Origin of the sequence: Xenorhabdus yunnanensis, assembly GCF_028598805.1 — a bacterium.
Taxonomy (GTDB): Bacteria; Pseudomonadota; Gammaproteobacteria; order Enterobacterales; family Enterobacteriaceae; genus Xenorhabdus; species Xenorhabdus yunnanensis.
Window position 1 is genome coordinate 96579 of sequence record NZ_JAQRFI010000005.1, and the last position, 13019, is coordinate 109597.

Annotated in this window: 8 protein-coding genes; 1 reads left to right on the forward strand and 7 read right to left on the reverse strand. The window is 40.8% G+C overall.

From position 1 onward, the window contains the following. Window positions 1–13 precede the first annotated feature (13 nt). The 6 genes from PSI23_RS03690 to serC form a co-directional block, all read right to left on the reverse strand. Window positions 14–2305 carry a ComEC family protein gene (locus tag PSI23_RS03690; RefSeq protein WP_273553811.1) on the reverse strand — a complete coding sequence of 764 codons (2292 nt, stop codon included), beginning with the start codon at window positions 2303–2305 and terminating at the stop codon, window positions 14–16. 305 nt (window positions 2306–2610) lie between these two features. Further along, window positions 2611–2901 carry an integration host factor subunit beta gene (gene ihfB / locus PSI23_RS03695; RefSeq protein ID WP_273553812.1) on the reverse strand — a complete coding sequence of 97 codons (291 nt, stop codon included), beginning with the start codon at window positions 2899–2901 and terminating at the stop codon, window positions 2611–2613. Between the two features lie 72 nt (window positions 2902–2973). Further along, window positions 2974–4647 carry a 30S ribosomal protein S1 gene (gene rpsA / locus PSI23_RS03700; protein WP_273553813.1) on the reverse strand — a complete coding sequence of 558 codons (1674 nt, stop codon included), beginning with the start codon at window positions 4645–4647 and terminating at the stop codon, window positions 2974–2976. Window positions 4648–4840: 193 nt separating this feature from the next. Next, window positions 4841–5527 carry a (d)CMP kinase gene (gene cmk / locus PSI23_RS03705; RefSeq protein ID WP_273553831.1) on the reverse strand — a complete coding sequence of 229 codons (687 nt, stop codon included), beginning with the start codon at window positions 5525–5527 and terminating at the stop codon, window positions 4841–4843. Window positions 5528–5734: 207 nt separating this feature from the next. After that, complete coding sequence (gene aroA / locus PSI23_RS03710; protein WP_273553814.1) at window positions 5735–7030, reverse strand: 3-phosphoshikimate 1-carboxyvinyltransferase; 1296 nt, start codon at window positions 7028–7030, stop codon at window positions 5735–5737. A gap of 153 nt (window positions 7031–7183) precedes the next feature. Beyond that, window positions 7184–8272 (reverse strand): 3-phosphoserine/phosphohydroxythreonine transaminase, encoded by a 1089-nt coding sequence (gene serC / locus PSI23_RS03715; RefSeq protein ID WP_273553815.1) that lies wholly within the window; start codon window positions 8270–8272, stop codon window positions 7184–7186. Window positions 8273–8784: 512 nt separating this feature from the next. On the opposite strand from serC, the gene PSI23_RS03720 reads away from it, so the two are divergent. Beyond that, the gene (locus PSI23_RS03720; RefSeq protein WP_273553816.1) at window positions 8785–11841 is read left to right on the forward strand and encodes a non-ribosomal peptide synthetase; all 3057 of its coding nucleotides are present in this window, start codon (window positions 8785–8787) and stop codon (window positions 11839–11841) included. Window positions 11842–11922: 81 nt separating this feature from the next. Here the strand turns inward: PSI23_RS03720 and ansB are convergent, their stop codons facing one another. After that, complete coding sequence (gene ansB, locus PSI23_RS03725; protein ID WP_273553817.1) at window positions 11923–12966, reverse strand: L-asparaginase 2; 1044 nt, start codon at window positions 12964–12966, stop codon at window positions 11923–11925. Window positions 12967–13019 lie beyond the last annotated feature (53 nt).

The following is a 13019-nucleotide window of genomic DNA, read 5'->3' on the forward strand; positions in this document are numbered from 1 at the left end:
ATAGCGAGTCATTCTACTCATGATCGCCACGAATACCAAACCACTGATGATACCACCGTGACATTATTTGTTGTCGATAACCTTTTAATTTAATGTGATCGCGATAAAAATAGCCTGTTATCTGACCAGATACTGCTGTACTATGCCACTCAACTCCAGCATTCTTATAACGTTGCTTCACTTTCATTGAAGGCAGTCTCCACGGGCTATAGCGTGCTACTGAAGTCAAAGCATATTGAGGCATAACTCTACGTATAAATACCGAAGTAGAAGAAGTGTTACTCCCATGATGAGGTACTTGCAGTATTGTTGCATTCAGATGACTCTTCTCAAGCTCCGATAAGCGATATTCGCCCCGCTTCTCCAAATCCCCCGTTAATAATAGACTACGCTTACCATCATCAATGCGGATCACGCAAGATTGATTATTTCCAACAATAACTGCCTTTTCTGGTGGCCAGAGGACTTTAAAATTCAACCCTTGCCACATCCATTGCTCACCGCGAACACAAGGTAAGTGGGCATGATTCAATGAAGGACTTCTAATTTGGATATCAGGGTATTTTTCATTTATGTACATAACTCCTCCCGTATGATCCAAATGATCATGACTAAGGATTATCTGTTCTGGTAATAATCGATGCCAACGCAAATAAGGTACAATGATTTTTTCTGCCATACTGCCCGTTTCCCAGCGATTACCTGTATCAAAAACGATCGCTTTTCCTCCCTTATCAATCACCACAGCCAATCCATGCCCTACATCCAGCATTGAAAAACGCCATTGATAATCATTGGAACGCTTTGAATAACAGGCAATAATACCAATACAAATTCCCAACAACCATTTATAAGATTTCCACCAACCTAAACGCCAAATCACAACTAAAAACCATCCGGCTAACGTAATAATGATTGGATAATTTCCTGTTTCAACCCATGAATACGTTAAAACAGATAGAGGAGTTACAGCGAGTGAAATACTATAATCAACAAGTTGCCATAAGAATGGCTGGGTAGCCGGAAGAAAAATACAAACTATTGCCAACATAACTAATGGCACAGATAAGAAAGAGATAATCGGAACAGCCCATAGATTAGCCACCAATGATGCAATATTAATACCCTGAAATAATAAAAGCTGTAACGGCAACAGCATTAACATCATGCCCAACTGCATATGCAATCCACGTAGCCATATCCATTGCCAACCGTAGCGTATTTTTTCTGGCAAAGGCATCCAATAAAACCAAAATAACAGTGCCATAACTGCAGTAAATGAAAGCCAGAAGCTATCAGAAAGTATTGCTAAGGGGTCGAAAAGTAAAATAATTGCAGCACTCCATAAAGCCCATTGCCATGAAAAACAAAGCCTGCTTTTACATCGTAAATAAATCCATAAGGTGAGTCCCAATATTGCCCGAACAGCCGGAATTCCCCAACCAGATAACCACCCATACAGCATTGCAGTTAACCAACCCATAATTAATGGGAAACGAAATCCAATCCATTTTGCAGGAAAGAAAAATTGTGCCATTCTCGCCAAACTCCAGCCAAATAAGCTTGCCATTGCGATATGTAGTCCTGAAATCGCCATCAGATGAGCAATACCAGTCTGTTGTAATAACAAACGAGTAGATTTATCCAGCCACGTTCTTTCACCGAACGAAAGTGCTAAAGCAACACCAGCCTGTTTTAGTGGCTGAATTTCTGGCAACAACTTATTAATAATATCTTGTCGGAGGTTACAATTTTTATTGAGCGGTTTTGCCTGAATAATTTTTCCATTCAACGGTTGGCGTATAGAAAGTGAATATCGCTGGCTATCATAACTAGCATGATTTAATTGAGCATGGACAGCTCTCAGTTTCATGGTCACCTGCCACTTCTGACCAGCACATAGCAATTCTTGCGAGTTCCACAATACTGATGCGTATAAAGCGGGAAAAATACGTTTTCCATCACTTTCGATCAATCTAATACGATAACGCGCCTTTTTATCACTCTCCTTCGTTTTACTTTCCAACGATACGCTATCAATCATAACAATTGCGGTGCGGGAAGTTTCGCTGAAATAGGTTATCTGCGCCAATATCTGATGACCATGCCAACATCCAAAAATAAAAACCCATAGACCCAATGATATTATTCGTATGATTTTATAAGGAAAAATCAGCAATGAAAATGCAAGTAGAATCAGGCAATTAATGGTTTTTTGTTGAGGGAGATCAGCAAGGAATAATAAGGGAAGAATTCCCAATACAATGGCTAATGCAGCCAAATTTATATTGATAATAGGCCTCAATTTTCGCCAAATAATGAATAAATAAGTAAAGGGAAAAAATATTATGGGCTTCATCCGTTATGCCTCTATGCTGACATTCCATTCACGCAAGAAAGCCTATTGCATAATAAGCCTGACTGCCAGTCAGAGAAAGTATACTATGGAATCACGTCACAAATTAATTTTCAAACAAAAGAATCAATTCTCAAGATAATACAGTCATCATCACAAAAATCGGATATGAAGAAGTTGGATATGTAAAATTTAGGTATACAAAAAACGGCACCCAGAGGTGCCGTTAGTTTAATTAAGTAATAACTGATATCTTAGCTATTGCTATAGATATTTACGCGATCACGTAACTCTTTACCAGGTTTAAAGTGGGGAACATATTTACCGTCCAATTCCACTTTATCACCCGTTTTTGGGTTACGACCCACACGCGGAGCCCGGTAGTGAAGAGAAAAGCTGCCGAATCCGCGAACTTCAATACGTTCACCTGCGGCTAGTGTTTCTGCCATATGATCAAGCATTTCTTTCACTGCATCTTCAACGACTTTAGCCGACATGTGAGATTGTTGCTCTGTAAGTCTTTCGATTAATTCAGACTTGGTCATGGTACCTCCCTAAACTACCGTATTCGGGTAATATTATCATTATAGAGAATATTACCCGAGTTATGACTTAAATTACTCGCCTTTAGCTGCTTTGAAAGCTTCAGCCATTGCGTTGTTAGCGAAATTTGTGTCTTCTTGTTTGTTCACAGAAGCGATAGCGTCTTTTTCATCAGCTTCGTCTTTTGCACGAACAGACAGGTTGATTACTCGGTTTTTACGATCAACGCCAACATATTTAGCTTCAACTTCATCGCCAACGTTCAGAACTTGAGTTGCATCTTCAACGCGGTCACGAGAAGCTTCTGATGCACGCATGTAACCTTCAACGCCGGCAGCTAATTCAACTGTAGCACCTTTTGCGTCAACTGCGGTAACTTTACCAGTAACAATTGTACCTTTCTTGTTTACAGACAGGTAATTGTTGAATGGATCTTCTGCCAGTTGTTTAACGCCCAGAGAGATACGCTCACGTTCTGCATCTACTTGCAGAACTACAGCAGCGATTTCGTCGCCTTTCTTGTATTCACGAACTGCTTCTTCACCTGCAACGTTCCAGGAGATGTCAGACAGGTGAACCAGACCATCGATGCCGCCGTCCAGACCGATGAAGATACCGAAGTCAGTGATAGACTTGATCTTACCTTCAACGCGGTCGTTTTTGTTGTGAGTCTCAGCAAATTGCTGCCAAGGGTTAGATTTACACTGCTTCAGACCCAAGGAGATACGACGACGTTCTTCGTCGATATCCAGAACCATAACTTCCACAACATCACCAACGTTAACAACTTTGGATGGGTGGATGTTTTTGTTGGTCCAATCCATTTCTGAAACGTGTACCAGACCTTCAACGCCTTCTTCGATTTCAACGAAGCAACCGTAGTCAGTCAGATTAGTTACGCGACCAGTCAGTTTAGTACTTTCTGGATAACGCTTAGCGATTGCTACCCATGGATCTTCACCCAGTTGTTTCAGACCCAGAGATACGCGGGTACGCTCACGGTCGAATTTCAGTACTTTAACTGTGATTTCATCGCCCACATTGACGATTTCGCTTGGATGTTTAACACGTTTCCAAGCCATATCAGTAATGTGCAGCAGGCCATCAACGCCGCCCAGATCAACGAATGCACCGTAGTCAGTCAGGTTCTTAACGATACCTTTAACTTCCATACCTTCTTGCAGGTTTTCCAGCAGCTGATCGCGCTCTGCGCTGTTTTCAGATTCGATAACAGCACGACGGGAAACAACTACGTTGTTGCGTTTCTGATCCAGCTTGATGACTTTGAACTCAAGCTCTTTGCCTTCAAGGTGAGCAGTATCACGAACTGGACGAACGTCAACCAATGAACCAGGCAGGAACGCACGGATACCGTTCAGTTCTACAGTGAAGCCGCCTTTTACTTTGCCATTGATAACGCCAGTGACAGTTTCAGCTTCTTCGTATGCTTTTTCCAGCATCAGCCATGCTTCGTGACGTTTCGCTTTCTCACGGGACAGGATAGTTTCACCGAAACCATCTTCTACCGCATCCAGAGCTACGTCGATTTCATCGCCAACTTGGATTTCCAGCTCGCCCTGAGCATTTTTGAATTGTTCTACAGGAATTGCAGATTCTGATTTCAGACCTGCGTCAACCAATACAACGTCTTTATCGATAGCAACTACGACACCACGAACGATGGCACCTGGACGAGTTTCGATAACCTGTAGGGATTCTTCAAAGAGTTGAGCAAAAGATTCTGTCATGTTAATGATCTTCAAGGTTTTTAATTAACGTCCATTTAGCATCCGGCCGAATGGGGTTGTTTTACATACCTCACAACTTTTCCTTGTTATAAGGTGTTTTAGTGTACCAGCATATTTCACTACCAATACACCAGAATTCTATATACATCTTCTTGATACGCTACTGCAATAGCATATTTACGAAAATTAACGATTATGCAGGTATTTCCAGCGCGTTTTTCGCATAAGCCAGTGCTTTATTAATCACTTCTTCGATAGACATGCTGGTCGAATCCAAGATCAAAGCATCTTGTGCAGGCACTAAAGGCGCAACTGCCCGATTGCGGTCTCGGAAGTCCCGCTCCTGTATTTCGGACAAAAGGCGGTCAAAGTTAACACTAAAACCATTCTCCTGCAACTGTAACATGCGTCTGCGGGCACGTTCTTCCGCACTTGCATCGAGAAATATTTTTACTGGCGCGTCAGGAAATACAACAGTTCCCATATCACGACCGTCCGCTATCAGCCCTGGAGCAACGCGGAAAGCTCTCTGCCGACGTAAGAGTGCTTCACGGACGCGCGGGAATGTCGCTGTCTGTGAAGCCGTGTTTCCAACGGTTTCGGTACGAATTTCATTGCTGACATCTTCGCCTTCCAGAATAACCCGAAGTTTACCATTTGCAGGCACAAAACGAACATCCAGGTTTGCAGCCAGAGGAACCAGAGCGTCTTCAGACTGGATATCCACCTGATGGTGAATGGCAGCCAGTGCCAATACTCGATAAATGGCACCTGAATCAAGTAATTGCCAATCTAACGCTTCAGCCAACGCCTGACATAATGTTCCTTTGCCAGCACCACTTGGCCCATCAACGGTTATTACTGGAGCTATCGCCGCCATCATTATCCTCCTCTTCGCGTGACATTCGTATAACAGACAGGTCATTTACCGAATGCAGAAAATTGCTTAATTAGCAAGCAATAAAAAACCCGTCTTATTATACGCGCTCAGCAGATGAGAGAAACAGGCTTAGCACAATTATCCCCAAATTTCATAGCGAGTCATTTTTTCACCACGAATTTCTCTTGAAAAGCCATTTAGTTATATCTATTTTGTATATTGACTAAGCTTTTCAAGCTGATTGAAATAATCTGGGAATGTTTTTGCTGTACAACCCGGGTCAAGGATGGTGACTGGTGTATCAGACAAAGCCACCAGCGAGAAACACATTGCGATTCGGTGATCATTATAAGTTTCAATTTCAGCATAATTGAGCTTTTCTGGTGGACAAACTCGAATATAGTCACGCCCCTCTTCCACTTCGGCGCCTATTTTTCGTAATTCAGTTGCCATTGCATTGAGCCGATCTGTTTCTTTTACCCGCCAATTGTAAATATTGCGGATAACTGTTTCTCCCTGCGCAAACAGCGCAGTTGTCGCAATAGTCATTGCAGCATCAGGAATCGCGTTCATATCCATATCAACGCCTGTCAATGTACCACGTTCACACTCGACAAAATCATCCCCCCAGCGAATAGTCGCCCCCATTTGTTCCAGCACATTGGAAAATTTGGTATCCCCTTGCAGGCTATTTCTGCCAATGCCTGTGACACGAACTGTTCCACCTTTAATTGCTGCCGCAGCCAGAAAATAAGATGCCGATGAAGCATCACCTTCCACCAGATATTGTCCCGGAGACAAATATTGCTGCTGCCCTTTAATATGGAAAATCTGATATTGTTCATTTTTTATCGTTACACCAAAACTTTTCATCAGTGCCAATGTAATATCAATATAAGGTTTAGAGACCAAATCACCTTGTATATGAATTTCCGTGTCGTTTTCTGCCAATGGCGCTGCCATCAATAAAGCCGTCAGGAATTGGCTGGAAACACTGCCATCAACAGTAACTTTTCCGCCTGAAAATCCTCCCTTTATATGTAAAGGGGGATAATTCTCCTGTTCAAGATAATCAATTTCGGCTCCCCCTTGACGCAGTGCATCGACCAAATGACCAATCGGACGCTCCTTCATACGGGGTTCACCAGTCAACACCAGGCTAATACCGCTATTTCCCAAGCATAGCGCCGCTGCCAATGGGCGCATTGCTGTACCTGCATTACCCAAGAACAGTTCAATTCCGCTTTTTCCGGTAATGGGGCCCCCACCAATACCATCTACTTCACAAATGGTACGGTCGGCGGATAAACGATAAGAAATGCCCAATGCAGTCAGCGCATTAAGCATGTAACGAATATCATCACTGTCCAATAAATTGGTTAGCCGGGTTATCCCTTTAGCAAAAGCCGCAAGTAATAAAGCGCGGTTAGAAACGCTTTTAGAGCCGGGCAAATTAATCGTTCCATTAATACGAGAAATAGGTTGTAACGTCAGGGATTGCATAAAGAGAGGAATCTCCGGTTTTTAATAGGTTATATCCTTTATCTTTCAAACCGTTATTTTTCAAACTACCATTTGAAATCTATTGGGATATATTTTTAGGGTAAATCGAGAGGTTTTAGATCGGGAGATGCCATCCCTCCCGACGATAAAAAATTAAGCGTTGTGGTGTTCAAAATCCGCCATAAATTCAACCAATGTTTTGACTCCCTCATAAGGCATGGCGTTATAAATGGAAGCACGGGCACCTCCTGCCACTTTATGCCCTTTCAACGCATGTAATCCGTGCGCATAAGCTTCTTTCAAGAACTGACCATCTAACATTGGATTAGCCAGCTGGAATGGCACATTCATGATAGAACGATTTTGAGGGACAACACGGTTAATATATAACTTGCTGTTATCAATGGCACGATAGAGATGTTCAGCTTTTGCAAGATTGCGTTTGCTGATTTCTTGTAACCCTCCCTGCTCTTTCAACCACTTGAATACCATGCCAGATAGATACCATGCAAATGTCGGTGGCGTGTTGTACATAGAGTCGTATTGAACCTGCACAGTATAATCCAGAATCGACGGCGTATGCTGGTGTGCTTTACCCAGAAGATCATCACGAATAATAACGACGGTAATCCCTGCTGGACCAATATTTTTTTGTGCTCCGGCATAAATCACACCATAGCGGCTAACATCAATAGGTGCAGAGAGAATAGTTGAAGAGTAATCGGCAATCACAATCTTATCATCACCAAAATCAGGCTCTTCAAAAATAGCAAGACCTTCAATAGTTTCATTAGGACAATAATGAACATAAGCAGCATCACTGCTCAAACCCCATTCACTCATCGGTTTCACACTGGTGATACCATCTGTTTCTACTCTGATATCAATGACGTTTGGTGTGCAATATTTTTTTGCTTCTTTCGCTGCACATTCAGACCAGTAACCACTAACAATATAATCTGCTGTTGATTTATCACCCAATAAGTTCTGTGGCAATGCCGAGAATTGTGCACGAGCCCCACCATGACAAAACAGCACTTTGTAATTCTCAGGTATTGATAATAAATCTCGGAGATCTTTTTCTGCTTCTGCCGCAACAGCCACGAATTCTTTGCTACGGTGGCTGATTTCCATCACAGATGTCCCCAGACCGTGCCAGTTGCAAAGTTCCTGCTCTGCACGTCGTAATACTTCTGCTGGCAACATGGCTGGACCAGCGCTGAAATTATATACCTGACTCATTAACCTCAACCTCACCCTATCAATGGATACAATAAAATCGGATGCATTGGTTTTATCACTCCCGCCCTGCCGCTGCAATGGTTATTAAAAGATTGTTGCAAACTATTGTTACAGCCTATTACATCACTGGCAGATAGATTGTGTTACCGGGAACTTAATTATCAAAAATACCAATAAGAAAGTCAGGATGATATTTTTCATCCTATACATAATATTTAAAACACACCTCAACAATAATCTATATCTATAAATACATGGATATTTCGATCTAATAAAAACATGGAAAAACAACACCCTAGCAGAGGATGTATTAATTAATATAAAAGGTATTAGTTAACAAAATGGAAGTTGTTACCTTAAAAAATGAATTAACCGATTAATAGTATGAGATACTATTTTTAATCTATAAGTAAGATAACTTTTTCTAATTGTCGTAACAGAAAATAGAAGTTTACCCATAAATATTGTTATTGGTCACACCAATATTTTACTGACGTAATAAGGATATATTGATGATTAAAAAAATCACGCCTAATTTCCATCAATTAGAACAAAAAACAAAAAATTCCATTAACTATGATTTAATTGATATTTTTATACAAAAAGCTAAAGAATATCCTGAACATCACGCAATTATTACTGAAGAACGTACTGTCAGTTATCGAAAACTTGCTCAGCAGGCGCAGTCACTGGCTGTTCATTTATATAAAATGGGTATACAACATGAAACTCCGGTAGCTATTTTATTGGAGCCGGGAATTGAGCAAATCATTGCCCAAATCGCTATCTTACTGGTGGGAGGAAGCTGCGTTCCACTCGATCCCACAATGCCTGATGACAGGCTATGTTTTATGTTACAGGATTTACAAATAAACCTGACACTAACAATTCCTCAATTTCAAGAACGCACCTTACCCACAGATTTTATCATTATTAATCAGGATGTACTGGAATCCCCAGAAACGGTTCACTTTCCTTTGGTTCATGGCGGGAAAAATCATCGAACTCATATTTTATTCACCTCGGGAACAACCGGAAGGCCCAAAGCAGTTGAAATTGAAGCTCAAGGTATTCTTCGTCTCGTTGTTAATCCTACTTATGTAGATTTAAGCAGCACTGATAAAATAGCTTGTATTGCCAATCCTACATTTGATGTCTCTCTATTTGAAATTTGGGGAGCATTATTAAATGGAGCTTCCATAGTCATTATTCCGAGAAAAACGGTTGTCGATCCCTATCTGTTTCAAGCAATGTTAGAAAAATTCTCAGTCAGTTTTATGCTTATTACTACCGCTTTATTCAATTTGGTCGCCAATACCTGCCCTCAAGCATTCCGTGGTTTACGCTATCTCATTCCCGGTGGAGAGGCACTAAACCCTTATACCTTGCGTCAAGTTTTGCAATCTGCTCCACCACAACATTTAATAAACGGTTATGGGCCAACTGAAAGTACCGTTATGTCTTTACTCTATGAAATTACACTGGATAAACTGACAGAAGAAAATATACCCATTGGAAAACCAATTGCTAATAGTGAAATTTATATTTTGGATGATCAACAACAGATTGTTGCGCCGGGTCAAATCGGCGAAATCTGTCTTGGTGGAGAGGGATTAGCTCGTGGCTATTGGAATCGCCCAGAAATAAACTCTCAGCGTTTCATTATGGTTGATATTGAAAAAAATAATGAATTAAAAAGGATATATCGCACTGGTGATTTAGGCTGGCAGCGTTCTGATGGTGTTTTTATGTATACTGGGCGAGTAGATAATCAGATAAAAATACGTGGTTATCGCATCGAGATTGAAGAGATAGAAACTCAGCTACTAAAAAGCCAGTTATTGAAATCAACGGCTGTATGTGTAGTAAAAAAAGAGAATATAGAACCTTATTTAATTGCTTTTATCGTTCCTAAAGATTTAAATACTTTTTCAACACAAATGTTAAACCAATGGATTAACCTCTATTTACCAGATTATATGCGGCCCAGACTTGTTGTTGTCGAACATATCCCTCTCACCTTCAACGGAAAAACAGATAGGCCGCGCTTACTAGCAGAGTATGCGGAGAATCAAAAACAACAACAACTATCTCAGCCAAATACAAAAATGAGTGAAGAAGAATCAATCGTTTTAAATAGTTGGCGACAAGCCTTAGATTCTTATGATATTACGCTAGATAGCAATTTCTTCCAGCTGGGAGGAAATTCATTACAAGCAACCAGACTCATTATTGACATTGGACACCAGTTCCAGCGCAGTTTGCCAGTACAGCTCTTGTACGACTCTCCTACACCACGAAAATTAATAGAAACTCTCCAACACAATAAGCTAGAAGCCGTTGATTTATACAACATTATGCTCAAAGATAGTTTACTTCCTGCTAATATTCAGCCCTTGTCTCAGCCACTCCAGCCATGGTTAACACCTGATACAGGACGAGTATTATTAACTGGCGCAACCGGATTTTTAGGGGCTTTTCTCCTGCGTGATCTTTTGTCACAAACCGAGATTAATCAGGTAACTTGTTTAGTACGTGCACACAATAATGATTTAGCTTTGCTGAGAGTTAAAAATAATTTGAAGCAATATGATCTGTGGAAAGATGAATTCCTCTCTAAATTACAGGTTCTTGCCAGTGATCTTGAAAAACCTCAGTTAGCACTCAGCCAACAAATTTATGAAAAATTATCAGTAGAATGTGATGTCATTTTTCATTTGGCTGCCCATGTAAATTATATCCAGCCTTATTCATCTCATTATTCTGGGAATGTTTTAGGAACATTGAATGTATTACACTTTGCTGTCAGTAAGAAAACAAAACCTTTGCATTATGTATCTACTCTTTCTGTTTTTGGCCCAGTAAAACTCTGCTCATCTGTAACCAGAATTTATGAGAATGATGACATCATGCCTTATTTGGATGGTCTGCAATATGATTCAGGTTACTCACAAAGCCAATGGGTTGTTGAGCGGATAATATGGCAAGCCAGAGACAGAGGGATACCTCTTGCTGTATATAGACCCGGTTTTATCATGGGGGATAGTTTGACAGGAGCAAGTAATCCTAAAGACTTTATATCTAGATTAGTTCAAGGTTGTATAAATATAAACGCTTATCCGCTATTAATTAATCAACGACAAGAATTTGTACCCGTAAATTATGTCAGCCAAGCCTTGCTTAATATTTCTATGGATAACCACAGATTAGGAAAAGCTTACCATCTAGGAACCCCTAACAATCAACAATCCATCGATATGAATCCGTTTTTTGAGTTAATTAATCAATTTGGTTATCAACTTAAAGGGTTACCTTATTCTGAATGGCTGAATAAGTTAGAATCAGATCCAAAACTGGCAGAAAATCCATTAATGCCATTGTTGCCTATGTTATCCGAAAAAATTTATGGGCAACTTACCCGATGGGAAGTATACGAAAATATGCCTGTTTATGATGCAAAAAATACAGAGTCTGCTTTAAAGAGAAAATACGATTTCTATTTACCTATGGATAAACATTTATTAGAACGTTATCTCTCTTACTGGATACAAGCTGGTTGTATATCTTAATTAAATGATTTTTTTGCTCAAAAAATAGGAAGGTGCTTTATGCACCTCCCTATTTTTATAGATCGGAAATTAAATCAGAAATTAATACTTACTGAACATTTCCTGAATTTTTGCCACATCAGAAGTCTGCGTCAGAGCCAATTGCAGAAGCACACGCGCTTTCTGCGGGTTCAGGCGCTCTGAAGCCACAAATCCATATTTGCTGTCGTTAACTTCAGCATTCTGAGTTGTGTAGCCGAAAGGAATGCGGCTGGAGCGAACAACAACAACGCCATCTTTAGCTGCTTGAACCAGAGTATCAAAAATGGATGTATAGATGTTACCGTTACCTACACCTGCGCTGATAATGCCTTTATAGCCGTTTTCAACAAAAGCTTTTGCTGGCAGAGCAGATGCGTTGGAGTAGTTATAAACGATACCAACTTTTGGCAATTCATCCAATTTGCTAACATCAAAAGCGGCTTTGCTGGCTTTTACTGGTGCCGCAGAATAGTAGTTCACTTTTCCGTTATGAACGAAGCCCTGTGTACCAGCATTCACAGCCTGAAACGCCTGAACTTCAGTTGTGCTCAGCTTACCAATATCACGACCATGAATAACGGTATCATTCATCGCAAGCAGAACACCACGGTTTGCAGAATTTTTATCCGCAGCAACAACAACAGCGTTGTACAGGTTCAGTGGGCCATCAGCACCCAGCGCAGTAGATGGACGCATTGCGCCAACCATTACGATAGGTTTCTGGCACTGAGTGGTCAGATCGAGGAAATAGGCAGTTTCTTCCATGGTATCAGTGCCGTGGGTAATAACGAAACCATCGGTTTTGTCACAATCTGCATTGATTTTTTTCGCCAGAGTCAGCCACACCTGATCGTTCATATCCTGAGAACCGATGCTGACAACCTGCTCGCCTTTCAAATCAGCAATGTTCTTAATTGCCGGTACAGCATTCAGCAGTGCATCAACTCCCACTTTGCCAGCGGTATAATTAGACTGAGTTGCAGATTCACCACCACCGGCAATTGTGCCACCAGTTGCCAAAACAGTAACGTTTGGCAGAGCGAAAGCAGAGCCACTGACTAAAGCCAGAAAACCGGCTATTGCTGTTATTTTAGTCTTTTTCATTATTCAACCTCTTGTAAAAAAAGCCATTTTATTATGTAAACTCAGAATAAAGA